The sequence below is a fragment of the Streptomyces sp. NPDC006197 genome (assembly GCF_040613865.1).
In the GTDB taxonomy this organism is placed as follows: domain Bacteria; phylum Actinomycetota; class Actinomycetes; order Streptomycetales; family Streptomycetaceae; genus Streptomyces.
On sequence record NZ_JBEXSZ010000009.1, the window covers coordinates 71,890 to 98,280 of the forward strand.

The window sequence follows — 26,391 nt, forward strand, 5'->3', positions numbered from 1 at the left end:
GGGCCCTCCCGTGATCTGGAGGACCGTCATGCGCGTGATACGTGCCGCTTCCGCCGCCCTGCTGGGCGCCGTCGCCGTCGTGACGGTCGCGCCCCTGGCCGCGGCCGGCGACGGCAGCGAAGACATCACGTCGTTCGGTTTCTCCGTCACCCCGGCGACGATCGCCCCCGGCGGCACCGTCACCCTCACGTCGGACGGCTGCGAAGTGCCCTCCGTGACCGTCACCTCCACCGTGTTCGAGACCGTGACCCTCAGCGAGGGCCGCCCGGGCACCGCGACGGTGGACGTCGACGCCAAGGCCGGCACCCAGTACGAGATCACCTTCGACTGCAAGGGCGAGCGGGGCACCACCAAGCTCACCATCGCCCAGGACGACACCGGCGGGACCACCGGGCACGACACCGGAGCCCACAAGGGCGTGAAGGCCGGCTACGGCACCGCCGCCTCCGGTGCGGACGCCGACGGGCTCGGCGCCACCGAACTGGTCACCGGCGTCCTGCTCATCGCCGGAGCGCTCGGCGCCGCCGTCGTCCTGACCCGCCGCCACGCCGACGGCCGCGCCTGACGGCCCGACCCGGGGGACCCGAAACAGCCCCTCCGACCCGGTGTGACGAGGTCCGGGACGGAGGGGCGCCAGGGCCTGTCCGACCATTCCCGTCGGGTCCGGCCCGCCCGGCACGCACGCTCGCCGCACGGCCGAAACACCCAAGTAGCTCCTTCCCCGAGCTCTCGGCTTCGCTCGAGCAGGGGAGACCCCATCCAAGGGTGCCCCGGCCGCACGCCGATCGCACGCACCGGACGACCCGGCCTGATCCGACGCGAATGGTCGGACAGGCCCTACGCGCGGAAGGTGGAGGAGGGCCGAAGTGGGGCGTTCGGACGGTACGGGAGGACGCGGCGCCTGGGGCGTCGTCGCCGTCGTCCTCCTCGTCGGGGTGCACCTCGTGCGCGGCGGTACGGGGGAGCCCACGGCCCTCGGCCCGCCGCAGCCCCTCGCCGCGGCCGCGCCCGACGGGACACGGGCCGGCCTCGCCGCCCTCGCGCCCGTGTCCGTCCCCGCCCCGCTGCCCGCCTCGCCCCCCGTCCGGGTCCGCGTCCCCGCCGTCCGCATCGACGCGCCCGTCACCGCGGTCGGGCTCGACGCCGACGGCTGGATCGAGGCGCCGCCGCCCGAGGAGGACCGGCTCGCGGGCTGGTTCACCGGGGCGGTCACCCCCGGCGAGCGCGGCACCGCCGTCGTCGTCGGCCACGTCGACACCCCGAACGGCCGGGCCGTCTTCTACGACCTCGGCGCCCTCGGCAAGGGCCACCGCGTGGAGGTCGTCCGGCGTGACGGCAGGACCGCCGTCTTCGCCGTGTACGGGGTGGAGGTCGTCCCCAAGGAGGGCTTCCCCGCCGAGCGGGTCTACGGGGACGCGGGCGTCCCCGAACTGCGGCTGATCACCTGCGGCGGCACCTTCACCGAGGAGAGCGGCTACGCGGGCAACGTGGTGGTCTCGGCCCGCCTGGTCGAGGTCCGTTGACCTCTTTCAGGTCAACCGACCTGACGGACTCCCGCCGAAGGATTGGCCTGGACCGCGTCCCGGTCGTCAGTGTGGCCTCCACGGAGCCGGCGTCGGGGGGCGCCGGGCTCCCACCCGGTACCGGTTGACCATGGGAAACGCTGGTGAAAGGCGCCGCGAACCCCTGGTAGAGTTATCTCTGTCGCCGCGGGGGAAACCCCCGGAACGACAATCACCCGGTCCGGGTGGCGGAATGGCAGACGCGCTAGCTTGAGGTGCTAGTGCCCTTTATCGGGCGTGGGGGTTCAAGTCCCCCCTCGGACACCACGTGGAAGTGCCGGTCGATCTCATGTCGACCGGCACTTTCCGTTTCCCCGCCGCGCCCTACGCCTTCCGCGCCACCACCAGCCTGCACCGCGGGCTGCCGTCCTCGCGGCGGCCCAGGGATTCGATCGGGACGAGGGTGACCTCGAAGCCCGCCTCCTCCAGTCGGGTGCGGACGTCCGCGAGGCGGAAGGTGCGGTAGTACATGACGAACGGCGGCCGCCAGAGGGCGTTTCTGACGCGCATCGCCGCGTCGAAGCCCCACAGGGCCCAGTAGAGGCGGGATCCGACCGGCGGGGGCGCGGGGAGCGGGAAGGCGAAGGTGCCGCCGGGGCGCAGGGCCGTGTGGACCTGGGCGAAGAGGGCGCGCTGGGCGGCCGGGAGGAAGTGGCCGAAGGCGCCGAAGCTGACCGCCAGGTCGAAGGCCGGGGCGAAGGGGAGGGCCAGGGCGTCGGCGCGGACCAGGTCGGCGTCCGGGTGGGCGTCCCGGGCCCGGGCCAGCATGCCCGTACTGAAGTCGACGCCGGTGATCCGGTCCGCGCAGACCGAGCGGAGCACGCCGAGGCCGGCGCCGGTGCCGCAGCAGACGTCGAGGCCCGAGCCGAAGGGGCCGAGGCTCTCCAGGGTCTCGGCGACCGCGTCGAGGAGGCGGTCGGAGGTGCGGAAGGGAGTCGCGTCGAACGTGCCCGCGAGCAGGTCGTAGCCGTGCTCGACCGAGGAGAGGGCCTGAACGGCCAGCTCGCGGAGACTGGGGCCCTGCGGGGTGAACATGGCACCGAGCCTAGGGGCCACAGGCCCCGCGTGTCAGAGCGTGCTGCCCACCGGGGGTGCCGGCCAGGACGGGGTGGTGCCCGTCAGCTGGCAGACGAGGAGGTAGAGGGGGATCGGCGGGGTGTAGGGGGAGGTGCCGTCGGGGCGGTGGATGAGGCGCGGGCCGCGGTCCGGGATCTCGGCGCCGGGCGCGTAGCAGGCGGGCAGCGGCCAGGTGAGGTCGTGGTCGGAGCCGGCGGGGACGAGCCACCACCACCAGTCGGAGTCGGCGTAGACACAGCCCTTGGCGGGGAGCCGGGAGAGGATCTTGAAGCCGAAGCGGGCGGGGACGCCGACGGCGTCGCAGCCGAGCCCGGTGTGGAGTCCGACGGGCACGGAGAGGAGGGTGGCGCCGAGCTCGTGCGCGCCCCGGAGGCGGTCGCCGGGGCCGAGGAGGGATTCCGGTGAGCGGCGCGGGACCGTCACGGAGGCGGCCTCGGGGGTCCTGAAGGACCGCGGGAGCATGCGGATCGCCATCGACCTCAGCACGGTTCCCCCATGCCGTGGGCGAGTTCCGCCCAGACGATCTGTGCCGTGCCGAGGCCGGTGCGGTCGGCGCCCCAGGCGGTGCAGAGCGCGTCGACGATGAGGAGTCCGCGGCCGCGTTCCTCCTCGCCGCAGTCGCGTATCCGGGGTCCGGCGGGGCCGCCCTCGTCCCGTACGGCTATCCGCAGGGTGTCCTCTCCTTCGCGGAGCTCGCAGACGACGCGGTCGCTCGCGGTGTGCACGACGGCGTTGGTGACGAGTTCGGAGACGACGAGGGCGACCGTGTCGCGTATCTCGGGGCCGCAGCCCCAGAGGATGAGCCGCTCCTCCGCGAGCCGGCGGGCCCGGGCGACGGAGCCGGTGAGGGCCGGGAGCTCGAAGGCGAAGCGGCGGACGGGATCGGTGTGGTGGGGGCGCTGGGCCATGACCCGAGGGGCTCGAGGGCTCATGAGACCTGAGGGCTGCGCGTTACCAGAAGCCACGACCGGTTCCTCACAACAGTGGGCAGGACTGCCGTACGGCGCTGTCGCCGTGGCGCGGTGGCGCACGGCGGCAGCGTGTACTGGTTCACCGGAACACTGTCCTCCTGAGTCGGACACTTGGCAAGTGGCACTCTGAAAATTGCAGAGTGCTGTGTTCTCTCTGGCCGGGCTTCGTGGCACACTCATCGAAACAGCGCGTCGGGGAGGTCTGAGAGTGAGCGAGCCGCGGTCCGCCCCCACGGTGGGACAGGTCGTCCTCGGAAAGCGTCTGCAGGACCTGCGCGAGCGGGCCGGCATGAAGCGGGAAGAGGCCGCGAAGATCCTCCGAGTGGCCCCGGCCACCGTCCGGCGGATGGAGACCGCCGAGGTCGCGCTGAAGATCCCTTACGTGCAGCTCCTGTTGAAGGAGTACGGGATCACGGACTCCGAGGCGGAGGGCTTCGTCGCCCTCGCGGAGGAGGCCAACCTCCCCGGCTGGTGGCAGCGGTTCCACGACGTGCTGCCCGGCTGGTTCTCCATGTACGTCAGCCTGGAGGGGGCGGCCAGTCTCATCCGGGCCTATGAACCCCAGTTCGTCCCCGGTCTGCTCCAGACCGAGGAGTACGCCCGCGCCATTCTGCGCAGCGGGGCGGTCGGTGGCGGCAGCGATGCCGGCAAGGACGAGGACACCGAGCGCCATGTAGCCCTGCGGATGGAGCGCCAGTCCCTGCTGGCCAGGGACGACGCCCCGAAGCTCTGGGTGATCATGGACGAGACGGTGTTCCGCCGACCGGTCGGTGACGGGCCCGAAGTGATGCGCGACCAGCTCGACCGGCTGCTCGAAGCGTCCGAGCTGCCGAACGTCACCCTGCAGATCGCGGAGTTCGCGTCCGGCCACCACCCCGGCACCTACGGACCGTTCGTCCTCTTCCGCTTCGCCATGCCCGAACTCCCGGACATGGTCTACAGCGAGTACCTGACCGGCGCGGTCTATCTCGACGCGCGTCCCGAGGTGGCATCCCACCTGGAGGTCATGGACCGCATGGCGGCGCAGGCCGCGACTGCACAACGCACGAAGGAGATTCTCCGGAATCTCCGCAAGGAGCTGTGAATGGATCGCATATACAACGGCATGCCCGCCGCGGAGCTCGGTGCCGAGGGTTGGCACAAGCCCTGGAGCGGTGGGAACGGGGGCAACTGCGTGGAGGCCATGAAGCTGGCCGACGGCAGGGTCGCCGTGCGACAGTCCGCAGACCCTGAAGGACCAGCGCTCATCTACACCCACGGGGAGATCGCCGCTTTCATCCAGGGTGCCAAATCCGGTCAGGCTGACTTTCTGCTCACCTGAACCTTCCGCCCCAGCCCTACCATCGCGTAACTCTTGTAGCAGCGCCACCCGTTCAACCCGACCAGGAGAGCCGATGACCCAGGAACCCGCAGCCGTACGGATCGACACCAGCAAGCCGCATCCGGCGCGCATGTACGACTGGTTCCTGGGTGGCAAGGACAACTACCCGGTCGACGAGGCGATGGCGCGCCAGCTGCTCACCGTCGACGCCCGGGGCCGGGACATGGCCCGCGTCAACCGGGCCTTCATGCACCGCGCCATCCGCTGGCTCAGCGCCCACGGCGTCCGCCAGTACCTGGACGTCGGCACGGGCATCCCGACCGAGCCCAACCTGCACCAGATCGCGCAGGAGGCCGCGCCGGAGTCCCGCATCGTCTACTGCGACAACGACCCGATCGTGCTCGCGCACGCGGCCGCCCTGCTGCGCTCGACCCCGGAGGGGGCCACCGAGTACATCCAGGCGGACGCCCGCGAGCCCGAGATCATCCTCGAAAGGGCCGGAAAGGTCCTTGATTTCGACCAGCCCATCGCGCTGTCGATGCTCGCCCTGCTGCACTTCGTGGGGGACGAGGACGGCGCGTACGAACTGGTCTCCAAGATCGTCGAGAAGCTCGCGCCGGGCAGCTACCTGGTGCTCTCGCACGTCACCGGGGACTTCAACCCCGAGGGCGCGGCGCAGGCCGCCGCCATGTACAAGGCGCGCGGGCTGACCCTGCGGCCCCGCTCGCGCGACGAGCTGGCCGCGTTCTTCGACGGCCTCGAGTTCGTCGAGCCCGGGGTCTCGCTCACCGCCGAGTGGCACCCGGAGCTGGGCGAGCCCGTCCCGGTCCAGGGCGACGACCCCATCCCGGGGTGGGCCGCGGTGGCCCGCAAGCCCTGACCCGATCCGTACGCGAAGGGGGCCCGCCGGCATCGTCGGCGGGCCCCCTTCGTCCCGCTACGGCTTCACCAGCGTCACCAGGAAGCTCCGTGCCCGGCCGATGTTGCCGGCCGCGTCGATCGTCCGGTACTCGACGGTGTGCGTGCCGTAGTCCGGGGTCGCGTCGTCCCACGGCACCGCCCGGCTCCGGCCCAGCTTCCCGTACACCAGGTCGTCGATCACCGTGCCGCCCGGCGAGAAGCGGAAGGGCGCGGAGGCGTCCGTCGGCCAGCCGTAGTACGTGTACCAGCCGTCGCCGTCGACCCGGAACTGGCTCACCACGGCACCCTCCTGGTCGTCGCGCGCGGTCAGCCGCATCGTGAACGCGTCGTCGTAGACGTACTCCACGGGGCGCCCGGGACGCCGTACCGTCCGCAGCGGCTCGGACAGTTCGTACGCGGCCGTGGCCGGGCGGGCGTCCACCGTCCAGCTCAACTCCTTCTCCGTGCCCGCGAGACGGGCCGTGAGGGTGTGGGCGCCCGGTGCGATCCGCAGCGAACGCAGGTCCAGGTCACGGTCGTTGAGGCCGGCCGTCGCGACCGGACGGCCGTCCAGCCGCCAGCGCACGGCGGGGGTGGCGTCCACCGCGTGGGTGGTCTCCGCGTGGACGACGCTCCGGGCGCCCACGGGGGACCCGGTCGGGGTGTGCCCGGTGAAGCGGGGAGGCTCCGGACTCCGTACGGTGGTCAGCGAGGGGTCCACCGTCCAGCCGACGGTCCGGGTGAGCGCCGCCGAGGCGCGGACCGCCGGGTCGCGGACGAAGGGCGTCGGGTCGGTGACCGTCGCCGTCAGGGCGTGCGTGCCGGGGGAGACCCGCAGCCTCCTCAGGTCGACGGTGCGGGCGCCGCGGGTGTCGAGGGTCCGGCCGTCCAGCTTCCAGGTCACGGAGAGCGCGCCGCCCACCGGGTGCAGGGTGTCCACCCACACCGTGCGGTCCGCCCCGATCGGCGCCGTGTCCGGGGTGTGGTCCTGGACCAGGTCCACCTTCGCCGAGATCGCCCGGACCATCACCTCGCGCTCCACCTGGTCGAAGGCGTAGCCGAGGGTCTTCATGAGGGAGTGCCGGCTCGGGCGCCAGACGCCCTTCGTGCTGTACATCCCGCCCTCGTGGCGGCCGACGACCCCGCCGGACTCGCTCTCCTCGCCGAGCCAGCGCCACCACTTGGCCCGCTGCTCCCGCATCTGCTCCTCCGTCAGGAGCGTGTGGTGGGCGGAGGACGGCTCGGGTCCCTCGTAGGCCCCGCCCGGGACGCCGCGCGCGTAGTAGTCGTACTCGTCCTGGAGGCCGCCGAGCGAATGCCCTATCTCGTGCGGGGTGATGAGCGAGGAGAGCGCGTTGCCGCCGGAGGCCGTGGCGTAACTCCCGCCCGCGCCACCGTAGGTGTCGCTGTGGGCGAGGGCGACGATCTGCCGGTTGGCTCGGCTCGTGCCGGGGACGAGGTCGGCGAGCGCGCCGGCCTTCCGGCTGTCGACGGTGAGCAGCCGCTGCACGCTGTCCGGATCGCAGCCGCCCCAGAAGCCCATGTCGAGCGCCGTGTCGCGGGCGGGGGCGGTGAGACCCGGGTCGCAGTCCACCCCGGACTCCGCCGAGGGGACCTCCACCGCCCACACGTTGACGTACGAGCGGTACGAGGCGAAGGGCTCGATGGACCACAGGGTGTTGAGGTGCCGCTCCAGGTCCGCCCGGAACGCCGGCATCTCCGCCGCGGTGTAGCCGTCGCCCATGAACACCAGGTTGAACCGCCGGTCGGCGGGCCCGGTGGTCTGCACGGGGACGACGGCCGGCCCCTCGCCCGGCGTGGGCGTCCCGGCGGCCGCCGGCGTGGTTCCCACCAGGCCGGCGGCCAGCAGACAGACCGCGGCGAGGCGGGCCGCCGCACGTCGAACTCCCTTGCGCTGTGAGGTCATGGGGCGCGAGCCTAGGCCGCGCCCCCTGCCTCGTAAAGGTGTTCGTCAGCCGTCCGCTGCCCGGCCGTCTCGGCTTCGCAGCCAGGCCAGCCCCGGGTGCTCCGCCGTGTAGCCCTCCACGAGACGGCGGGCCACCGCCACCGAGTCCACCAGCGGGTGCAGCGCGAAGGCCTTGACGGCCGTCGCCCGCGAGCCGCTCTCCACGGCGGCGAGCACCTCGCGCTCCACCGCCTTCACGGCGGTCACCAGACCGACGGCGTGGTACGGCAGCGGGGCCACCGACACCGGGTGGGCGCCGTTCGCGTCCACGAGGCACGGCACCTCGATCACCGCGTCCGCGTCGAGCACCGAGAGCGTCGAGCCGTTGCGCACGTTGAGGATCAGCGTGGACCGCTCGTCCCGGGCGATCGCCCGCATGAGCGCGAGCGCCACCTTCTCGTAGCCGCCCGACTCCAGGTCCTCCTCGTCGCGCTCCCCGATCCCGGCGGCCTCCCGGTTGGCGGCCATGTAGGTGGCCTCGCGGTCGGCGAGCGTACGGTGCCAGGCGGTGAGGGCCGGGGTGTCGGGCTTGCCCATCTCCTCGTAGAAGCAGCCCTGTTGGTCCCGCAGGTACGCTCCGCGCGTCCGCTCGGCCGTCCGGTAGGCGTGGACCGCCTCCCGGTTGAAGTAGTAGTAGTGCAGGTACTCGTTGGGGATCGCGCCGAGCGAGCGCAGCCACTCCGGGCCGAAGAGCCGGCCCTCCTCGAAGGAGCCGAGCGCCTCCTCGTCGGCGAGCAGCCGCGGCAGCACGTCCCGGCCGCCCACCCGCAGTCCCCGCAGCCAGCCCAGGTGGTTGAGGCCCGCGTAGTCGATCCAGGCCTCGTCCGGGTTCGCGCCCAGGACGCGGGCGACCCGGCGGCCGAGGCCCACGGGGGAGTCGCAGATGCCGATGACCCGGTCGCCGAGCACCCGGGACATCGCCTCCGTGACCAGCCCGGCCGGGTTGGTGAAGTTGATGACCCAGGCGTCGGGGGCGAGTTCGGCGATCCTCCGGGCGATGCGGACCGCCACGGGCACGGTCCGCAGCCCGTACGCGATGCCGCCCGCCCCCACCGTCTCCTGGCCGAGCACGCCCTCGGCGAGCGCGATCCGCTCGTCGGCCGCCCGCCCCTCCAGACCGCCGACCCGGATCGCCGAGAACACGAAGTCCGCCCCGCGCAGCGCCTCGTCCAGGTCCGTCGTCGCCGTCACCGCCGGCGCGGCCGGCACCCCCTCCGCCTGGTCCGCGAGGACCCGCGCGATGGCCGACAGCCGCCCCTCGTCGAGGTCGTACAGGGTGACGTGGGTGACCCGCCCCTCGGCGTGGTCGCCGAGCAGGGCGCCGTACACCAGCGGCACCCGGAATCCGCCGCCTCCGAGAATCGTCAGTTTCATGCCCGTACGCTACTCGGGCGAGCCCTCCGAGCAGCGGGATTCCGGGCCGCCGTCCACGGGGCCGTCCGCATGCCGGGCGCCTCCGCGGCCCTCCGGGTGGGGGACAATGACGCCATGTCCCGACGCAAGACCCGCCCCCGCACGTCCCCGGCCGCCGCCGCGCCCGCCGTGACCGCGACCTCGCCCTGCCCCTGCGGTCTCGACGCCGCGTACGGCGCGTGCTGCGGCCGGTTCCACTCGGGCACCGGCGGCACGGCGCCCACCGCCGAGCTCCTCATGCGCTCCCGCTACAGCGCCTTCGTCGTCCGCGACGAGGCCTATCTGCTGCGTACCTGGGCGCCGGAGACACGGCCGGGCGAGGTCGACTTCGACCCGGGGACGCGCTGGGCCGGCCTGGAGATCGAGGGGACCACCGAGGGCACCGCCTTCCACCGGCACGGCACCGTCACCTTCACGGCCCGCTACGTCCACGGCGGTGAGGCCGGCTCCCTCCACGAGCGGAGCCGTTTCGCCCGTCACGAGGGCGCGTGGGTGTACGTGGACGGCGACTTCCCGGACTGAGCCGGGCCCGGGCTCAGCGCGCGCCCGCCCCCACCGCCACCCGTTCCCTCGGCAGGCCGCTCGCGAGGTCCTCGGCCACGATCCTCTTGGCGATGGCGTCCGTCGCCACCCGCAGCTCGGGCCCGCTGGGCCGGCCGCGCTCCTGCTCGACCCGGTCCGCCAGCCAGTCGCCCCAGGCGTGCGTGATGACGTCCGCCTCGCGCCTGCCCGCCGGGGTGTGGGAGAGCAGGTTGCCGTCCCGCGTCAGGAAGCCCTCGTCGACCATCCGGTCGAAGACCGGCAGCAGCACCTCCGGCGGCACGCGCCGCCCGGCCGAGATCAGGCCCAGGCTGGCGTGCCCGACGGTCCGGGTGTAGAGCTCGACCTGCATGACCGCCCAGGCCCCGGCGAAGTCGAGCCGGGTGTCGGAGTCGCCGACGATCCGGCGGGCGGTGTCCATGTCCTGCCGTCGCAGGATCCGGCCGACGACCAGTTCGAGGAGCTTCTCCGAGTCGCCGGACATGGTGGGGGAGCCGAAGCCCTCGCCCATGTCGGGGGCGGCGGAGCGGGCCGAGTCGCGCAGCTCGACCTGCTTGAGGAAGAGGGCGACGACGAAGCCGACGGCCGCGACCGGCACGGTCCAGAGGAAGACGGTCTGGAGGGTGTCCGCGTACGCCTGGACGATCGGCTCGGCGACCCGCGGGGGCAGTCCGTGGAGCCCCGCCGGGCTCTGCGCGGCCTGTGCGACGCCGCCCGGGTCGACGCCGAGGCTCCCGGCGACGGCCGTGGCCTCGCTGACGCCGGTGGTGAGGCGGGGGCGGAGGGAGTTGGCGTAGATCGTGCCGAAGACGGCCGTGCCGAAGGAGCTGCCGAGGGTGCGGAAGAAGGTGACGCCGGAGGTGGCGGTGCCGAGGTCGGCGTAGTCGACGGTGTTCTGCACGGCGATGGTCAGGACCTGCATGCACAGGCCGATGCCGGTGCCGAGGACGAACATGTACAGCGATTCCAGCCAGGTGCCGGTGTCCGGCCCCATGAGGGAGAGCAGGAAGAGGCCGACGCCCATCACCAGGCACCCGACGATCGGGAAGGCCCGGTAGTGGCCGGTCTTGCTGACGACGTTGCCGCTGAAGATCGAGGCGATGAGCAGGCCGACGACCATGGGCAGGGTGCGGATGCCGGACATGGTCGCCGACTCCCCGTCGACGTACTGCAGATAGGTCGGCAGGAAGGTCATCGCGCCGAGCATGGCGAAGCCGACCACGAAACTGAGCACGGAGCAGACGGTGAAGACCGGGTTCCGGAACAGCCGCATGGGCAGCATGGGCTGGACCGCCCGGGTCTCGACCCAGCAGAACAGGGCCAGGGCGACGAGACCGCCCGCGAAGAGTCCGATGATGACGCCGGAGCCCCAGGCGTACTCGTTGCCGCCCCAACTGGTCGCCAGGATCAGGGCGCTGGAGCCGACGGCGACGAAGGCGATGCCGGCGTAGTCGATGACGGGGCGGCTGGCCGAGCGTACCGAGGGGATCGAGCGGGCGGCGGCGATGACGACGAGGATCGCGATGGGGACGTTCACGTAGAAGGCCCAGCGCCAGCTGAGGTGGTCGGTGAACAGACCGCCGAGGAGCGGGCCGATGACGGTCGAGACGCCGAACACGGCTCCGATCGCGCCCTGGTACTTGCCGCGGTCGCGCAGGGGGATCACATCGGCGATCAGCGCCATCGAGGTGACCATCAGACCGCCGGCGCCGACGCCCTGGAGGCCGCGCCAGACGATCAGCAGCGTCATGTTGGTGGCGAGTCCGCAGAGGAACGAGCCGGTGATGAAGACGACCGCGGAGATCTGGAAGATCACCTTGCGGCCGAAGAGGTCGCCGAACTTGCCGACGAGGACGGTCGCGACCGTCTCCGCCAGCAGGTACGAGGTGACCACCCAGGACATGTGGGCGGCGCCGCCGAGGTCCGAGACGATCGTGGGCAGGGCGGTGCCGACGATCGTCTGGTCGAGGGCGGCGAGGAGGACGCCCAGCATGATCGTGCCGAAGACGATGTTGCGGCGGCGGCTGTCGAGCACGGGCGGCTCGGTGGCGGCCGGGGGCGCGGGCGCTGCGTCGCTGGTCGTGGTCACTCTCGCAGCGTCACACCGCCACCGCCCTCACGCATGCGGGGGGCGACCGGAGGGGTGTACCCCGTCAGGGGGTGACGGGCAGTCGGGGGTGGTGCTTGGCGAGGATCTTGTTGGCCCGCGCCAGGGCGGCGAGCGCGTGCTCGCGGTCCGCCCGGTCCTCCGCGCAGAGCGGTCCCCGGAAGCGGTACACCTCGCGCGCCGCGCAGTCCGCGTCGACCTCGGCCTGGAGGACGTGCAGCGGCAGGCAGGCGCCGATCATCGCGGCCACGCTGTCGGGGATGGGAACGGGAACGAGGCGCGAGGGCGAGGTGATCACGGGTCAGTCCTAGTCGGTCCGGGGAGGGTACGGAAGGGTTTCCTCTCCATACGTACCGGATGGCCGTACGGGTTCCGGCACCGCGGTGTCACGGCCGGGCGACGGCGGGGCGGCCCACCGGGGGAGCGGACGGGGCGGACCGGGCGGCGCCGGCGGCCGGCGGCCGGGGCGTTCCCGCAGGTACGGGGCCGGGCGGCGGCCGCCGTGTCGTTCACCGGCTCCGCGCGTCGCTCGGAGGCCGACGCGGACGCGGGCGATTCGGGCATGCCGAATGTGTGGCATCTCACGTTGCGCTCGGCCGGCTCTCCCGGGCGGGCGGCGCCTACGTGAAGATCTCCGCCAGGTCGTACGAGACGGGCTCCTTCAGCTGTCCGTAGCCGCAGGACTCCGGCGTCCGGTCCGGGCGCCACCGCTTGAACTGCGCGGTGTGGCGGAAGCGGTCCCCCTCCATGTGGTCGTAGCCGACCTCGCAGACCCGCTCCGGCCGCAGCGCCACCCACGACAGGTCCTTCTTGCCCGACCAGCGGCTGGGGGCGCCCGGCAGCCGGGCACTCTCGTGCGCCGCCTCGTCCGTCCACGCCGCCCACGGGTGCCCGTCCCGGGGGTCCGTCCGGAGCGGCTCCAGCTCCTCGACGAGCTCGGCGCGGCGGGCGGCGGTGAAGGCCGCGCACACGCCGACGTGCTGGAGGACGCCCTGCTCGTCGTACAGTCCGAGCAGCAGCGAGCCGACGACCGGCCCGCTCTTGTGGAAGCGGTATCCGGCCACGACGACGTCGGCCGTCCGCTCGTGCTTGATCTTGTACATGAGGCGGGCGTCCGGCTGGTACGCCAGGTCGAGGGGCTTGGCGATCACCCCGTCGAGGCCGGCGCCCTCGTACTGCTCGAACCAGCGCGCCGCGAGTGCGGGGTCCCGGGTCGCGGGGGCCAGGTGGACGGGCGCGTCGACTCCGGCGAGGGCCCGCTCCAGGGCCGCTCGGCGCTCGCTCAGCGGGGCGTCGAGCAGCGCCTCGTCCCCGAGGGCGAGCAGGTCGAAGGCGATGAACCGGGCCGGGGTGGTCCCGGCGAGCAGGCGGATCCGGGAGGCGGCCGGATGGATCCGCTCCGCGAGCCGGTCGAAGTCGAGGCGGCCGTCGTGCTCGACGACGATCTCCCCGTCGACGACGCAGCGCTCCGGCAGCCGGGCCGTCAGCGCCTCGACCAGCTCGGGGAAGTAGCGGGTGAGCGGCCTGCCCGTCCGGCTGCCGATGACGAGCTCCGGCCCGTCCCGGTGCACGATCGCACGGAAGCCGTCCCACTTCGCCTCGTAGAGCATCCCGGGCGGGATCCGCTGCACGGACTTGGCCAGCATCGGTTTCACGGGCGGCATCACCGGAAGATCCATGGGGAGATTGTCTGGTATGCGGTACTTGTCGGCGAGCCCTAGGCTGACCGGCATGGCAGGCAAGGCGGCAGCGGTGGAACTCGAAGTCGGCGGCCGGACCGTACGGATCTCCAGCCCTGACAAGGTGTACTTCCCGGAACCCGGCTACACCAAGCTGGACCTGGTCCGGTACTACCTGGCCGTGGGCGACGGCGTCACCCGCGCCCTGCGGAACCGCCCCACCACCCTGGAGCGCTACCCCGACGGGGTGGCCGGCGAGTCCTTCTTCCAGAAGCGCGCCCCGAAGAACCTCCCGGACTGGATCCCGACGGCCCGCATCACCTTCCCCAGCGGCCGGACGGCCGACGAGATGTGCCCCACCGAGCCGGCGGCCGTGCTCTGGGCGGCCAACCTCGGCGCCGTCACCTTCCACCCCTGGCCGGTGCGCCGGGACGACACCGACCACCCCGACGAGCTCCGCATCGACCTCGACCCCCAGCCGGGCACGGACTACGCCGACGCCGTCCGCGCCGCCCACGAGCTGCGCGCGGTCCTCGACGAGCACGGACTGCGCGGCTGGCCGAAGACCTCCGGCGGCCGGGGTCTCCACGTCTTCGTGCCCATCCTTCCCGAGTGGACGTTCACCCAGGTCAGACGGGCGGCGATCGCCTGTGGCCGGGAGCTGGAGCGGCGGATGCCGGACCGGGTCACGATGAGGTGGTGGAAGGAGGAGCGGGGTGAGCGGATCTTCGTCGACTACAACCAGATGGCCCGGGACCGCACGATGGCCTCCGCCTACTCCGTACGCCCCCGGCCGAACGCCCCCGTCTCGGCGCCGCTGAGGTGGGAGGAGATCGGCGAGGTCGTGCCGCAGGACTTCGACATCAGGACGATGCCGGCCCGGTACGCGGAGGTCGGCGACGTCCACGCCGGCATAGACGAGGAGCGGTTCGGCCTGGAGTCGCTGCTCGAACTGGCCCGGCGGGACGAGGCGGAACACGGTCTCGGCGACCTGCCGTACCCGCCGGAGTACCCGAAGATGCCGGGCGAGCCGAAGCGGGTGCAGCCGAGCCGGGCGAAGAAGGGGTCCGAGGGGGAGGCGGGGGTCGAGGGGGAGTAAGAGTGGAGGGCCGGGGCGCTTCCGGGTGGGCGTCCCGGCCCTCATGGTCCACTCTAAAACAACACGAACGGTCGTGCTAGCATTTTTTCATACCCAGGACGACCGAGGAGATCCGGCATGTACCCGATGGCTCCGCTCATCCGCACCGCCCTGAACGCCACCGCGCGCCTCGCCTCGGGCCCGGCCGGCCGCTGGGCCTTCCACCTCTTCGTCCGGCCGCTCGGCAGGGCCCGGCTCCGGCCCGGCGAGGCCGCGCTCCTCGCGGGCGCGCGCACCGACCGCCTCCGCGTCCGCGGCAAGGAGGTCGTCACATACGCCTGGGGCGACGGCCGGCGGCCCGTCCTGCTCGTCCACGGCTGGTCCTCCCGCGCCTCGCGGCTCGGCGCCTTCGCCGAGGAGCTCCTCGCGCGGGGATACAGCCCGGTCGCCTTCGACGCGCCCGGCCACGGCGACTCCTCCGGCAGGGCGAGCAACATCGTCGAATACCGCGAGATCATCCGGGAGTTGCACGCCCGGCACGGCGACTTCGAGGCCGTCGTCGCCCACTCGTTCGGCGTCCTCGCCTCCCTCTTCGCCCTCCGCGACGGCGTCCGCACCTCCCGCTTCGTGGGCCTCGGCGGCGTCGGCTCCTTCGACCTGGTCCTGGAGGGCTTCCGGGCGGGACTCGGCCTGGACGACCGGGTGATGCGGGCCATGCGCGCGTACGTCGAGCGGCGGCTCGTCCCCGGCGAGCCCGGCGTCTGGGAGCGCTTCGGCGCCGACCACGCGCCGGACGAACTCGGCGCGCCCGTCCTGCTGTTCCACGACGAGGGCGACGACATGGTGCCTCTGGCCCAGGCGCGGTTCCTCGCCGGGGCCCACGGTGGGCGGGCCCGGCTCGTCGTCACCCGGGGCCTCGGCCACCGCCGCATCCTCACGGACCCCGACGTCGTGGCCGAGGCGGTGGAGTTCGCCACGGCGGGCACCCCCGCGGAGCGGCCGGCCCGCACGCGCGAGGGCGCCGGCTCGACGGCGCCGTGAGGGGGCGGCGCCCGCCGCGGGGCCTTCGGGGCGTCCGGTCAGGCCGGATCGGCGAGCGCCGCCCGGCCCTCGTCCGTGGCCGAGGCGAGCAGGCGGGCCGTGATGCCCCGCTCGGCGCGGGCGTACGGGCCGGGGTCGCCGAACAGCACGGACTGGGCGTTGGCCGCCTCCATGAGGGCGATCACCTCGAAGGCCAGCTGCTCCACGTCCAGGTCCTCGACGAACTCCCCGACGGCACGCGCCTCCGTCAGGGCCTCTTCCACGTACGCGGTCCAGTCGCGGCGGGTCCCGGCGACGGCGTCGTGCACCGGGCCCGTACGGGCGTCGAACTCGGCCGAGACCGCGTAGAAGAAGCAGCCGCCCGCGAAGACCCGCTCCGCGGAGTACGCGAGCCAGTTCCGGCACAGCTCGCGCACCCGCCGCGCGCCCGGCGGCAGGTCCTCCAGCGGAGTGACGACGCGGCCGGCGAAGACGGCGACGGCGGCCCTGACGGTGGCGAGCTGGAGCTCCTCCTTGGAGCCGAAGAGGGCGAAGACGCCGCTCTTGCTCAGCTCCAGCTCGGTCGCGATCCGTCCCAGGGACAGGCCTTCGAGCCCCTCGACCGAGGCGATGTCCATCGTCCGGCCGAGGACGAGGCGCCGTGTCTGGTTGCCCCGCTCGACGCGTCCGTCCGTCTTGGTCCCGGTGCCGCTCCCGGCGCTGCCGCTCATGGCCCCATCGTACTGAACGCACGACCGTGCGGATATTTCCGCGCGGCCCCGGGCGCTACCCGGCCCGCCCTCCCGGCTCCCGCCGCTCCGCCGGGGCGAGCAACAGCACCTCCAGGGCCCGTGCGCAGGCCCGCGCCTGCGCCAGGTACCAGTCGAGCCGCGCGTCGGTGATCAGGTCGGGGGCCCCGCGCACCGAGAGCGCGAACCGGGCGTGCCCCGCGCGCTCCAGGACCGGCACGGCCACCGTCCGGACCCCATGGGCCGACTCGTCGTCGTGGAGGGCGTACCCCGCTTCCCGTACGCGTGCCAACTCGGCCGCCAGGGCGGGCGGTTCGACGACGGACCGCTCCGTGGACGCGTGCGGCGACGGCAGCGAGCTCCGGCCGCCCCCACCCGCCCGGGGCCACGCGAGCAGCACCTTCCCGAGCGCCGTCGAGTGCAGCGGCCGGCGCAGCCCCACCTTCGGGGTCACCGAGCCGCCCGCCACGACCACCGCGTGCGGGCCGCTGCGCAGCGCCAGATCGGCCGTCGCCCCCGTCCGCTCGGCGAGATCGGACAGCTCGGGCGCGGCCCGGTGCAGCCCCCGCTGGTGGTACGCGAGCCGGCCCAGCTCGGTCACCGCCGGACCGAGCCGGTAGCGCGCGGTCCGGGCGTCCTGCTCCAGGAAGCCCGCGCCGAGCAGGGCGCGGGCCAGCCGGTGCGCCGTCGAGGTGGAGAGCCCGAGCCGGCGCGCGAGGTCGGAGGCGCTCAGGTCGGGCCCGTTGTCGTGGAAGCAGTGCAGCACGTCCAGTGCGCGGCGGACCGCCTGGGCGCCCGCCGGGGGTCGGACGATGCCGGCCTCGGTCGTCATAGGGTTCGCTCCCCGTGGGTGATCGGGCTCCCACGCTCCCACATGGCGGGAGCCGGATCAGGCTCCGGACGAGGTCGGAAACGTTCCGTTCATGCGCGGTCCCGCGCCATGGGAGCCGGGTCGGGGGCGGCCGATCGACGAACTCCCCGCGGGTCCCGGCGCCGGGTATCCGCCATTGATCGAACGTTGATGGCGCGTTTACGGCCCTTGGGCAAGCTGTCGGTCATGCAGACGGATACCGACGTGCTGACCGCCCCCGACCTCTCCTGGCGCGAGAACGCCCTGTGCGCCCAGGCCGGCCCGGAGTTCTTCTTCCCGGCCCCCGGCTCCTCGACGCGCGAGGCGAAGCAGCTGTGCGGGGCGTGCGAGGGGCGCCTGGCGTGCCTGGAGTACGCCCTCGCCCACGACGAGCGGTTCGGGGTGTGGGGCGGGCTCTCCGAGAAGGAGCGCGGGCGTCTCAAGCGACGGAGCCGCTGAGCCGCCGGGCGGTTTCTGAGCGACAGAGCCGCCGAGCCGCCCGGCGATTTCTGAACGAGGGAGCCGCCGAGCCGCCCGGCGGCTTCTGAGGTGCGGTCGGCTCAGCCGGCCGCGCGCGCGGCCATCCGCGCCTTGCGGGCCGCGAGCTTCTCGTCGAACTTGCTCGCCTCGCTGTCCAGCCCGTCCATGTAGAGCCCCAGCTCCTCCTGGGCGCGCAGGCCGTCCGGGCCGAGGCCCTCGATCTGGAGGACCTTGAGGAAGCGCAGGACGGGCTGGAGGACGTCGTCGTGGTGGATGCGCATGTTGTAGATCTCGCCGATCGCCATCTGCGCGGCCGCCCGCTCGAAGCCCGGCATGCCGTGTCCGGGCATCCGGAAGTTGACCACGACGTCCCGTACGGCCTGCATGGTCAGGTCGGGGGCGATCTCGAAGGCCGCGCCCAGCAGGTTGCGGTAGAAGATCATGTGCAGGTTCTCGTCGAGCGCGATGCGCGCCAGCATCCGGTCGCAGACCGGGTCGCCGGACTGGTGGCCGGTGTTGCGGTGCGAGATGCGGGTGGCGAGCTCCTGGAAGGCCACGTACGCCACGGAGTGCAGCATCGAGTGGCTGTTGTCGGACTCGAAGCCCTCGCTCATGTGCGCCATCCGGAACTGCTCCAGCTTGTCCGGGTCGACGGCCCGCGACGCGAGCAGGTAGTCGCGCATCACGATGCCGTGCCGGCCCTCCTCGGCGGTCCAGCGGTGCACCCAGGTGCCCCAGGCGCCGTTGCGGCCGAAGAGGCTGGCGATCTCGTGGTGGTAGCTCGGGAGGTTGTCCTCGGTGAGCAGGTTGACGACGAGCGCGATCTTGCCGATCTCGGTGACCTTGGACTGCGACGGCTCCCAGGCCTCGCCGTCCTCGAAGAGGCCGGGGAAGTTCCGGCCGTCGGACCATGGCACGTACTCGTGCGGCATCCAGTCCTTGGTGACCTTCAGGTGCCGGTTGAGCTCCTTCTCCACGACCTCTTCCAGCGCGTAGAGCAGCCGTGCGTCGGTCCACTCTGCCGAGCTGCCGAGAGAGGGGGAGGTGAGCGTCACGGGAACTCCTGGGGGTGGGGGACGGGGAGGGCATACGGGTATACCTACGGATTCGTAGGTTACGAGACCGTAGGTTAAGCCTCCGTAAGGCGTCGGCCAAGCCCGTCCCGGCGATGTCCGGTTACGTTCCGTTATGCGCGCAGCTCCGGCGGGGCGCCGGAGACGCAGGTCACGTCCTGGTCGGCCGCCGGAGGCCAAGCGGCCGACTACACAGCGCAGATGACCGACGCCTCAGAGCAGGCGGTCGCCACACCGCCCGCTCCACCCCCTCCTACCCCCGGGACCGGGTCTCACCCCGCCGTCAGGCCCTGGACCTCGCTCCGGCGAGGGCTCGGGGTCGTCCCCCTGATCTCCTCCGCCGTCGTCGGCCGCAGCCCGCCGTCGAGCAGCAGCCAGCGGGTGATCCCCAGCGACTCGAGGAACGCCACGTCGTGGCTCGCCACGATCAGCGCCCCCTCGTAGGCCTCCAGGGCCGCCGTCAGCTTCCGCACCGACGCCATGTCCAGGTTGTTCGTCGGCTCGTCCAGCATCAGCAGCTGCGGAGCCGGCTCCGCGAGGAGCAGCGCGGCGAGCGTCGCCCGGAACCGCTCCCCGCCCGACAGGGTGCCGACGGGCTGGTCCGCCCGCGCCCCGCGGAACAGGAACCGGGCGAGGCGCGCCCTGATCGTGTTCGCCGTCGCCGCGGGTGCGAAGCGCGCCACGTTCTCCACCACGCTCAGCCCGTCGTCGAGCACGTCGAGCCGCTGAGGCAGGAAGCGCAGCGGCACCCGCGCGTCCGTCTCGCCCGCCAGCGGCTCCAGCTCCCCGGCGATCGTCCGGAGCAGCGTCGTCTTCCCGGCGCCGTTCCGGCCGACCAGGGCGATCCGCTCCGGGCCGCGCAGCTCGAACGCGCCGTCGACCCGGGCCCCGTGGCGCAGCTCCAGGTCCCGCAGGTGCAGCACCTCGCGGCCCGGCGGCACCGAGGTGCGGGGCAGCTCGACGCGGATCTCGTCGTCGTCCCGTACCGCTTCCACCGCCGCGTCGAGCCGCTCCCGCGCCTCCGAGAGGCGCTCGGCGTGCAGGGTGCGCTGCTTGCCGGCAGTGACCTGCGCGTCGCGCTTGTTCCCGTTCGCCATGATCTTGGAGGCGACCCTGTTCTCGAAGCTCTTCTGCCCGTACCGCCTGCGGCGGGCCAACTTCATGTGGGTATCGGCGAGTTCGCGCTTCTGGCGCTGCACGTCGGCCTCGGCGACCCGCACCATCCGCTCCGCCGCCTCCTGTTCGGCGGCGAGCGCCGTCTCGTACGCGGTCCAGTTGCCGCCGTACCAGGCGACCTCGCCGTCGCGCAGATCGGCGATCTGGTCGACCCGCTCCAGGAGTTCCCGGTCGTGGCTGACCACGACCAGGACCCCCGACCACTTCTCCACCGCCTCGTACAGCCGGGCGCGGGCGTGCAGGTCCAGGTTGTTGGTGGGCTCGTCGAGCAGCAGCACGTCGGGCCGGGCGAGCAGCAGCGCGGCGAGGCGCAGCAGCACGGACTCGCCTCCCGAGATCTCGCCCACGGTCCGGTCCAGGCCGACCTGGTCGAGTCCGAGCTGGTCGAGGACGGCCCGGGCCCGCTCCTCGACGTCCCAGTCGTCGCCGAGGGCGGCGAAGTGCTCCTCCGCGGCGTCGCCCGCCTCGATGGCGTGCAGGGCGGCCCGCTTGCCGGCGATGCCGAGGATCTCGTCCACCCGCCGCGAGGTGTCCAGGACCAGGTTCTGCGGGAGGTAACCGAGCTCACCGGTGACCTTGACCGTGCCGTCCAGCGGGGCCAGTTCGCCCGCGATCAGCTTCAGGAGCGTGGACTTGCCGGAGCCGTTGAGCCCGACGAGCCCGGTGCGGCCGGGGCCGATCGAGAGCCGGAAGTCGTCGAGGACCTCGGTGCCGTCGGGCCAGGAGAAGGAGAGGGCGGAACAGGTGATGAAAGTGGGGTGATGCGCCATGGAGGCCTCCCGGTCGCGCGAGCGTGGAAATGGGGCAACGCGAGGAGACACCGGGGCGCGGGCAGTGTGGAGAACGGCTCGTACGCCGAGGTCGAGAACGGCACGACGCGGCACAGGGGGCACGCGCGGCTCGGTGTCTCGCAACCTCAGACGAGCAACGTCCTTCTCCGATCGGGCGACGACAAGGTCAGTACGGACCGTACGACCCGGGCCGGGAGACCCGCAAACGATTTACGCGGTCGGGTCCTCAGGGGTGCTCGCGGAGCAGCTCCGCGAGGTCCTGGTCCCAGTCCAGGTACTGGTGCTCGCGCCCCGCCGGCACCAGGTGCTGCGAGCGCTCCAGGAAGCGGCGCAGCTCGGAGGTCCGCACATGGACCATGGCCACCCCCTCCGGGGCGTGGAACTCGACCACCGTGCGGTCGTAGCCGTACGGACGCAGCCGCACGTCCCCGACCCCGGCCGGGCGTTCGACCCCCTGCACGAGCAGTTCGCGGGCGAAGGCCCAGGAGACCTCGACGCCCTCCAGGGTCGCCGGCGGCGGGAAGGCCATGCTCACGGCGTACGGATCCTCCCGGTCGTACCGCAGCGTGGCGGGGACGGTCTCCATCCGGGGAGCGGACGCGACCAGACGGGCCTGCACGGCCTGCTCGATGACGGCGGACAAGACCGGCTCCTCTCACACGGGCTTCGGGTGCTGTGCGTCTCCCCGACACCAGGGCACCTGACACCCCTCAAGACGAGCGGTACGGCCGGAAAGTGCACTCAGGTCCTACGTGAGCTGCGTCACCGGTCCTCCGGGGCGCCCGGCGCGAGGGCGGGACGGGGCGGCGCCGTCGGGAGTGCGCGTACGGCCGGGGCGGGTGGGAGCCCCCGGCTCGGACGGGCCTGGACGCGCGCACGTGGCCGGGCCGGCCGTCAGCGTTCCTCGGGCACGTCGCCGGACGGTTCGGCGCAGGGGCCGGAGTGGTCGCAGTACGGCTGGCTCCCGGAGGCTCCGCAGCCGCAGAGCACCACCCGCGTCTCGTGCCGGTCGCCGTGGGCGCCGGTCACGACGAGGTCGCCCCGCACCACCAGCTGCCCGGCGGGCGTGCGCCGGATCGTGGTGGGGGAGTCCGGGGGCTCGGCGACGGCGTCCTCGGGGCGGTGGTGGTACTGGAGCGCGCCGGAGGGGCAGCGCCGGACGACCTCCGAGACCCGGGCGGGCTCGGCGGCGTCGGGCAGCACCCACGGGCGCCGGGAGAGGTCGAAGACCTCCGGCAGGCCGTGGACGCACTCGGCCGCGTGCAGACAGCGGCGGGGCTCGAAGGTGACGGTGATGCCCTCGCCCTCGTACTCCTTGAGCCTCGGCTTCTCGTCCTCCTTGGGCCGCGGCTTCTGGTCGCCCGCCCGCTCGCCCGTACGGTCGCCTGCCCGGTCGGTCATGCGACCCAGCCTAGGAACGCCCGGCCGAGGACGCACCCTGGACGCGGACCGGCCCGGGGCACTAGCTTCCGGCGCCATGACGTCCATGGGGAAGACGAGACGAACGATGTCGGTGGGGCTGATCGGGGCGGCGCTCGCGCTGACCCTGGCCGCCCCGGCGCGGGCCGGGGAGACCCCCACGGCAGCGGCCGGCTGGCAGCTGACACCGACCGGCACCGACGCCCGCTTCCGGGGGCTCGCGCCGGTCGACCGCCGGACCGCCTGGGCCGCGGGTTCGAAGGGGACGGTGCTGCGCACCACCGACGGCGGCCGGAGCTGGCGAAACGTATCGCCGGCCGGTGCGGGCGACCTGGAGTTCCGCGACGTCGAGGCCTTCGACGCCCGCCGGGCCGTCGTCCTCGCCATCGGCGAGGGCGAGGCCTCCCGGGTCCTGCGCACCGAGGACGGCGGCGCCACCTGGACCGAGTCCTTCCGGAACACCGACGCGCGGGCCTTCTACGACTGCATGACCTTCTTCGACCACCGGCACGGACTCGCCATGAGCGACCCGGTCGACGGGAAGTACCGCATCCTCTCCACCCGCGACGGCGGCCGCTCCTGGCAGGTCCTGCCGAGCGCCGGGATGCCGGACGCGCTCCCCGGCGAGGCGGGCTTCGCCGCGAGCGGCCAGTGCCTGGTGTCGGCCGGCCCCCGGGACGTGTGGCTCGCGACGGGCGGCGGCGCCACCGCGCGCGTGCTCCACTCCGCCGACCGGGGACTGACCTGGACCGCCACGGACACGCCTATCCCGGCCGGCGACCCGGCCCGCGGCGTCTTCGGACTCGCCTTCCGCGACCGCACGCACGGCATCGCCGTCGGCGGCGACTACCGCAAGGACCAGCCGTCGTCGCGGGCCGGCGCGGCCAGCACCGACGGGGGCCGCACCTGGCACAGCTCGGCCACGCCGCCGCCCGCCTACCGCTCCGGCGTCGCCTGGCTCCCGCACGGCAAGGCGGCCGCGCTCGCCGTCGGCCCGACCGGCACCGACCTCACCACCGACGGCGGCCGCACCTGGCGCACGGTCGACACCGGCTCGTACGACACGGTCGACTGCACCCCGGACGGCTCCTGCTGGGCCTCCGGCGAGAAGGGCCGCATCGCCCGCCTGGCCACGAAGGACTAGGAGGGCAGCTCCTCCCGGTACGCGGCGATCCCGTCGGCCGTCTTGGTCGCGTAGAACTCCGTGATCCGGTACGTGCACACGCCCCCGACGACGAAGGGGTCGGCCGCCGCGATCTTCTCGACCTCCGCGCGGTCGACCCCGGCGGCCAGGATCACCCCGCCGTCCCGGGGGTTCTTCCGCCCCGAGGCCAGGAAGACGCCGTCGGCGTAGTACGCGTCGAGCCACTCGACGTGCGCGTCGAGCAGCGCGTCCACCCGCTCGACGGGTGCGGTGTAGGTCAATTCGAGTACGAACATGACCGCCAGGCTACCGGTGCCCCCAACGACCCTTCGGCCCGGTGCCGGTCCCGCGTACGCTCCACGGGGCACCCTAGGGTGGGCCCATCATGACGATCATCGAGATTCCGGCGGGCTGGCCCGCCGACGAGGACGCCGCGCGGGACGTGCAGCGGGAGTTGCGGGGGCGGCTCGTGCTCGGGGAGAGCGGGCCGCCGCCGGGGGAGGGGCACGTCACCGGCCTCGACGTGGCCTACGACGACGAGCGCGACCTCGTCGCCGCCGCGGCCGTCGTGCTCGACGCGCGCACCCTCGACGTGGTGGAGGAGGCCACGGCGGTCGGCCGGGTCTCCTTCCCGTACGTCCCCGGCCTCCTCGCCTTCCGCGAGATCCCGACCGTGCTCGCCGCGCTCGACGCCCTGACCGCCGATCCCGGCCTGCTGGTCTGCGACGGCTACGGCCTCGCCCACCCCCGCCGCTTCGGCCTCGCCAGCCACCTCGGGGTGCTCACCGGGCGTCCGTCCGTCGGCGTCGCCAAGAACCCCTTCACCTTCACGTACGACCAACCAGGCGGAGCGCGCGGCGACTTCGCCCCCCTCCTCGCCGACGGGGAGGAGGTCGGCAGGGCCCTGCGCACCCAGGCCGGCGTCAAACCCGTCTACGTCTCCGTGGGCCACCGCGTCTCCCTCGACAACGCCTGCGCCCACACCCTGCGCCTCTCCCCGCGCTACCGCGTGCCCGAGACCACCCGTCACGCCGACTCCCTCTGCCGCAAGGCGCTCAAGGAGGCACAGGACTCACTCGGGTCCGTCTGAGTATCCCGGGTGAGTACCCGTACGGATGCCCGTCGTCGGACCCCCACGGCAGAGTGGGGTCCATGACAGCTCGCATTCCCGTACCCCGCGGCCTCACCGCCGCCCTCGCCGTCGCCGGGGCCTGTGCCCTCGCCTGGGCCTGCGCCGTCCTGTACGTCATCGCGGACTGGACGCTCGGATGATCGGTCGCCTGCGCTGCGCCGTGCTCGACTGCCCGGACGCCCGCGAACTGGCCTTGTTCTACCAGGGGTTGCTGGGCGGCGAGGTCGAGTGCCCCGACCCGGCGCTCGCCGTCGGCGAGGGCTCCGCCGTGCTGTGCGACGAGGGCGGCCCGGTGCTCGCCTTCCAGAGCGTGGCCGACCACCGTCCGCCCGTCTGGGGCGCGCCCGAGCAGCAGTTCCACCTGGACGTACGGGTCGAGGACCCGGCCGCCGCCCACGCGGCCGTGCTCGCGCTCGGGGCCACCCCGCTCGACGGGGGCGAGGCATTCTCCTGGCGCGTCTACGCGGACCCGGCGGGCCACCCCTTCCGCCTCGTCCGCCCCTGACCCCGCGCACCGCGGGACGGAAACCACCCCGTACGGGCGCGGGGACCGCCGTGGTCCGGCCCGGCGGCGACGGACCTCAGCCCCGGTGCGCCACCCGGAAGCGGATGCCCGCCGCCTGGAGCCGGTCCGTGAGGGCGTCGCCCATCGCCACCGCCGTCGTCACCTGGCCGGCGGTCTTCGGCAGGGGGTCGAAGGCGAGGCAGAGGGCCGCCTCGGCGAGCATCCTCGCCGTCTCGTCGTAGCCCGGGTCGCCGCCCGAGACCTCGGTGAAGACCCGCCGTCCGCCGCCCTCGCCGACGAACCGCACCGAGAACCAGCTGCGGGCGCGGCGCTCGGCCGACGGGCCCTGACCCGACGAGTAACGCCCCATCAGCCACGAGCGGACCGGCGGCAGTTGGGCGGCGGCGACGCTCGCGCCGATGGCGGCGGTACCGCCCAGGGCCATCGGGAGGGTCTTCACGGAGGCGTAGTGCCGGTAGCGGAAGTCCGGTCCGTAGCGGTCGAGGGCGGCGGCCGAGCGGGCCACCACCTGCGGGTCGAGCGTCGGCAGCGGCAGTGCCCAGGTGCCCGTCTCCCGGCTGAACCTCGGCCCGCCGAGGGGCGCACGGGCCCGGCGGCCCACGAGGCGCGGTTCGTGCAGCCGCCGCTCGTGCGCGGCCCGCAGGATCTGCCGGCCCCGGCCGAACGCGGTCAGCGCCGAGGCGAAGGTGCCGCCGGAGAAGGCGGCCCCCGCCCGGACGAAGCCGTCGACGCGCAGCGGTACGTCCTCCGGCAGCTGCCGGACGGTGAAGTACACGCCCAGGTCGTGCGGGACGGAGTCGAAGCCGCAGGCGTGCACGATCCGGGCGCCGGTCTCCCGGGCGCGCGCGTCGTGCCGTACGAACATGAGGTCCACGAACTCGGCCTCGCCCGTCAGGTCCAGATAGTCGGTGCCCGCCTCCGCGCAGGCCGCGACCAGCCCCTCCCCGTGCCAGACGTACGGGCCGACCGTGGTCGCCACCACCCGCGCGGACTCGGCGAGTCCGCGCAGCGAGCCGGGATCGGCGGAGTCGGCGACGACCAGCGGCAGGGCGGCGAGCCGCGGGCGTCCGGCGGCCAGCCGGTCCCGCAGGGCCTCCAGCTTGCCGAGGCTGCGCCCGGCGAGCGCCCAGCGGCAGTCCGCGGGGGCGTGCTCGGCCAGATACTCCGCGGTGAGCTCGCCCACGAAGCCGGTCGCCCCGAAGAGGACCACGTCGTACGGCCTGGTTCCGGTCTCGCGCCCCACGCCCGCCCCTGTCTCCATCAAGCCCTCATCTCGGCCGTACCGCGCCGCCGCGCGGTTGTCGTCGGCGGAGGATAGCGGAACCGGGGGCGGGTCCCCACGCCCGGATCCGGCCCGATCCGGAAGACGGACCCCGGACCGCGCGCCTCCGGAATTTCCAAGCGCTTGCTCGGCCCG

General features: G+C 73.4%; 28 protein-coding genes and 1 tRNA gene. 13 read left to right on the forward strand and 16 right to left on the reverse strand.

What is annotated here, in order from left to right; all coding sequences use genetic code 11:
* Window positions 1-28: 28 nt before the first annotated feature.
* The 3 genes from ABZ318_RS04705 to ABZ318_RS04715 all read left to right on the forward strand — a co-directional run bounded on the left by ABZ318_RS04705 (window position 29) and on the right by ABZ318_RS04715 (window position 1,829).
* The gene (locus ABZ318_RS04705; RefSeq protein ID WP_356901043.1) at window positions 29-565 is read left to right on the forward strand and encodes a hypothetical protein; all 537 of its coding nucleotides are present in this window, start codon (window positions 29-31) and stop codon (window positions 563-565) included.
* A gap of 301 nt (window positions 566-866) precedes the next feature.
* A complete protein-coding gene (locus ABZ318_RS04710; protein WP_356901044.1) occupies window positions 867-1,523 on the forward strand; it encodes a class F sortase in 657 nt (218 codons plus the stop codon).
* A gap of 218 nt (window positions 1,524-1,741) precedes the next feature.
* Window positions 1,742-1,829, forward strand: a tRNA-Leu gene (locus ABZ318_RS04715).
* A 57-nt stretch (window positions 1,830-1,886) separates the two neighbouring features.
* Here the strand turns inward: ABZ318_RS04715 and ABZ318_RS04720 are convergent.
* Genes ABZ318_RS04720 through ABZ318_RS04730 form a run of 3 tightly spaced genes read right to left on the reverse strand, consistent with a single transcriptional unit; the run spans window position 1,887 to window position 3,547 of the window.
* A complete protein-coding gene (locus tag ABZ318_RS04720) occupies window positions 1,887-2,597 on the reverse strand; it encodes a class I SAM-dependent methyltransferase (RefSeq protein ID WP_356901045.1) in 711 nt (236 codons plus the stop codon).
* A gap of 33 nt (window positions 2,598-2,630) precedes the next feature.
* A complete protein-coding gene (locus ABZ318_RS04725; protein ID WP_356901046.1) occupies window positions 2,631-3,113 on the reverse strand; it encodes a hypothetical protein in 483 nt (160 codons plus the stop codon).
* Between the two features lie 5 nt (window positions 3,114-3,118).
* On the reverse strand, window positions 3,119-3,547 hold the full coding sequence (locus ABZ318_RS04730) for an ATP-binding protein (RefSeq protein ID WP_356901047.1): 429 nt from the start codon (window positions 3,545-3,547) through the stop codon (window positions 3,119-3,121).
* Window positions 3,548-3,818: 271 nt separating this feature from the next.
* On the opposite strand from ABZ318_RS04730, the gene ABZ318_RS04735 reads away from it, so the two are divergent.
* The 3 genes from ABZ318_RS04735 to ABZ318_RS04745 all read left to right on the forward strand — a co-directional run bounded on the left by ABZ318_RS04735 (window position 3,819) and on the right by ABZ318_RS04745 (window position 5,811).
* Complete coding sequence (locus ABZ318_RS04735; RefSeq protein WP_356901048.1) at window positions 3,819-4,694, forward strand: helix-turn-helix transcriptional regulator; 876 nt, start codon at window positions 3,819-3,821, stop codon at window positions 4,692-4,694.
* Window positions 4,695-4,931, forward strand: coding sequence for a DUF397 domain-containing protein (locus tag ABZ318_RS04740; RefSeq protein ID WP_015037566.1), 237 nt, complete (start codon window positions 4,695-4,697; stop codon window positions 4,929-4,931).
* Window positions 4,932-5,004: 73 nt separating this feature from the next.
* A complete protein-coding gene (locus ABZ318_RS04745; RefSeq protein ID WP_356901049.1) occupies window positions 5,005-5,811 on the forward strand; it encodes an SAM-dependent methyltransferase in 807 nt (268 codons plus the stop codon).
* Between the two features lie 57 nt (window positions 5,812-5,868).
* On the opposite strand, the gene ABZ318_RS04750 is transcribed toward ABZ318_RS04745, so the two are convergent.
* Entirely contained in the window at window positions 5,869-7,758 is a 1,890-nt protein-coding gene (locus ABZ318_RS04750) for a M64 family metallopeptidase (protein WP_356901050.1), read from the reverse strand.
* A gap of 45 nt (window positions 7,759-7,803) precedes the next feature.
* Window positions 7,804-9,171 (reverse strand): 6-phospho-beta-glucosidase, encoded by a 1,368-nt coding sequence (locus tag ABZ318_RS04755; RefSeq protein ID WP_356901051.1) that lies wholly within the window; start codon window positions 9,169-9,171, stop codon window positions 7,804-7,806.
* A gap of 114 nt (window positions 9,172-9,285) precedes the next feature.
* On the opposite strand from ABZ318_RS04755, the gene ABZ318_RS04760 reads away from it, so the two are divergent.
* Window positions 9,286-9,732 carry a YchJ family metal-binding protein gene (locus ABZ318_RS04760; protein ID WP_356901052.1) on the forward strand — a complete coding sequence of 149 codons (447 nt, stop codon included), beginning with the start codon at window positions 9,286-9,288 and terminating at the stop codon, window positions 9,730-9,732.
* 13 nt (window positions 9,733-9,745) lie between these two features.
* Here ABZ318_RS04760 and ABZ318_RS04765 read toward each other — a convergent pair whose 3' ends face one another.
* The 3 genes from ABZ318_RS04765 to ABZ318_RS04775 form a co-directional block, all read right to left on the reverse strand.
* On the reverse strand, window positions 9,746-11,839 hold the full coding sequence (locus ABZ318_RS04765; protein WP_356901053.1) for an MDR family MFS transporter: 2,094 nt from the start codon (window positions 11,837-11,839) through the stop codon (window positions 9,746-9,748).
* Window positions 11,840-11,903: 64 nt separating this feature from the next.
* On the reverse strand, window positions 11,904-12,152 hold the full coding sequence (locus ABZ318_RS04770; RefSeq protein ID WP_030686640.1) for a hypothetical protein: 249 nt from the start codon (window positions 12,150-12,152) through the stop codon (window positions 11,904-11,906).
* Between the two features lie 325 nt (window positions 12,153-12,477).
* Window positions 12,478-13,536, reverse strand: coding sequence for an ATP-dependent DNA ligase (locus ABZ318_RS04775; protein WP_356901054.1), 1,059 nt, complete (start codon window positions 13,534-13,536; stop codon window positions 12,478-12,480).
* Window positions 13,537-13,588: 52 nt separating this feature from the next.
* Between ABZ318_RS04775 and ligD the strand changes: the two genes are divergently transcribed.
* Both ligD and ABZ318_RS04785 read left to right on the forward strand, forming a co-directional pair.
* On the forward strand, window positions 13,589-14,635 hold the full coding sequence (gene ligD / locus ABZ318_RS04780) for a non-homologous end-joining DNA ligase (RefSeq protein ID WP_356901055.1): 1,047 nt from the start codon (window positions 13,589-13,591) through the stop codon (window positions 14,633-14,635).
* 117 nt (window positions 14,636-14,752) lie between these two features.
* A complete protein-coding gene (locus tag ABZ318_RS04785) occupies window positions 14,753-15,655 on the forward strand; it encodes an alpha/beta hydrolase (protein ID WP_356901056.1) in 903 nt (300 codons plus the stop codon).
* Between the two features lie 38 nt (window positions 15,656-15,693).
* Here the strand turns inward: ABZ318_RS04785 and ABZ318_RS04790 are convergent, their stop codons facing one another.
* Window positions 15,694-16,365 carry a TetR/AcrR family transcriptional regulator gene (locus ABZ318_RS04790; protein WP_356901057.1) on the reverse strand — a complete coding sequence of 224 codons (672 nt, stop codon included), beginning with the start codon at window positions 16,363-16,365 and terminating at the stop codon, window positions 15,694-15,696.
* A gap of 55 nt (window positions 16,366-16,420) precedes the next feature.
* Window positions 16,421-17,215: an IclR family transcriptional regulator gene (locus tag ABZ318_RS04795; RefSeq protein WP_356901058.1), complete on the reverse strand. Its 795-nt coding sequence runs from the start codon at window positions 17,213-17,215 to the stop codon at window positions 16,421-16,423.
* 225 nt (window positions 17,216-17,440) lie between these two features.
* Between ABZ318_RS04795 and ABZ318_RS04800 the strand changes: the two genes are divergently transcribed.
* Window positions 17,441-17,692, forward strand: coding sequence for a WhiB family transcriptional regulator (locus ABZ318_RS04800; protein WP_356901059.1), 252 nt, complete (start codon window positions 17,441-17,443; stop codon window positions 17,690-17,692).
* Between the two features lie 101 nt (window positions 17,693-17,793).
* Here ABZ318_RS04800 and ABZ318_RS04805 read toward each other — a convergent pair whose 3' ends face one another.
* From ABZ318_RS04805 to ABZ318_RS04820, 4 genes are all read right to left on the reverse strand, one after another.
* The gene (locus tag ABZ318_RS04805) at window positions 17,794-18,768 is read right to left on the reverse strand and encodes an acyl-ACP desaturase (protein ID WP_356901060.1); all 975 of its coding nucleotides are present in this window, start codon (window positions 18,766-18,768) and stop codon (window positions 17,794-17,796) included.
* Between the two features lie 290 nt (window positions 18,769-19,058).
* Window positions 19,059-20,732 (reverse strand): ABC-F family ATP-binding cassette domain-containing protein, encoded by a 1,674-nt coding sequence (locus tag ABZ318_RS04810; RefSeq protein WP_356901061.1) that lies wholly within the window; start codon window positions 20,730-20,732, stop codon window positions 19,059-19,061.
* Between the two features lie 247 nt (window positions 20,733-20,979).
* Complete coding sequence (locus ABZ318_RS04815) at window positions 20,980-21,396, reverse strand: SsgA family sporulation/cell division regulator (protein ID WP_093873203.1); 417 nt, start codon at window positions 21,394-21,396, stop codon at window positions 20,980-20,982.
* Window positions 21,397-21,647: 251 nt separating this feature from the next.
* Window positions 21,648-22,154 (reverse strand): (4Fe-4S)-binding protein, encoded by a 507-nt coding sequence (locus ABZ318_RS04820; protein ID WP_356901062.1) that lies wholly within the window; start codon window positions 22,152-22,154, stop codon window positions 21,648-21,650.
* Window positions 22,155-22,230: 76 nt separating this feature from the next.
* Here ABZ318_RS04820 and ABZ318_RS04825 point away from each other — a divergent pair, with 76 nt between their 5' ends.
* Window positions 22,231-23,316: an oxidoreductase gene (locus tag ABZ318_RS04825; protein WP_356901063.1), complete on the forward strand. Its 1,086-nt coding sequence runs from the start codon at window positions 22,231-22,233 to the stop codon at window positions 23,314-23,316.
* Here ABZ318_RS04825 and ABZ318_RS04830 read toward each other — a convergent pair.
* Complete coding sequence (locus ABZ318_RS04830; RefSeq protein WP_356901064.1) at window positions 23,313-23,612, reverse strand: YciI family protein; 300 nt, start codon at window positions 23,610-23,612, stop codon at window positions 23,313-23,315. The two genes, ABZ318_RS04825 and ABZ318_RS04830, sit on opposite strands and share 4 nt — an antisense overlap.
* Window positions 23,613-23,701: 89 nt before the next feature.
* On the opposite strand from ABZ318_RS04830, the gene ABZ318_RS04835 reads away from it, so the two are divergent.
* Both ABZ318_RS04835 and ABZ318_RS04840 read left to right on the forward strand, forming a co-directional pair.
* Window positions 23,702-24,406, forward strand: coding sequence for an endonuclease V (locus ABZ318_RS04835; protein WP_356901065.1), 705 nt, complete (start codon window positions 23,702-23,704; stop codon window positions 24,404-24,406).
* 178 nt (window positions 24,407-24,584) lie between these two features.
* The gene (locus ABZ318_RS04840) at window positions 24,585-24,953 is read left to right on the forward strand and encodes a VOC family protein (RefSeq protein WP_356901066.1); all 369 of its coding nucleotides are present in this window, start codon (window positions 24,585-24,587) and stop codon (window positions 24,951-24,953) included.
* Window positions 24,954-25,029: 76 nt separating this feature from the next.
* Here the strand turns inward: ABZ318_RS04840 and ABZ318_RS04845 are convergent, their stop codons facing one another.
* Window positions 25,030-26,235 carry a saccharopine dehydrogenase NADP-binding domain-containing protein gene (locus ABZ318_RS04845; RefSeq protein ID WP_356901067.1) on the reverse strand — a complete coding sequence of 402 codons (1,206 nt, stop codon included), beginning with the start codon at window positions 26,233-26,235 and terminating at the stop codon, window positions 25,030-25,032.
* Window positions 26,236-26,391: the final 156 nt, after the last annotated feature.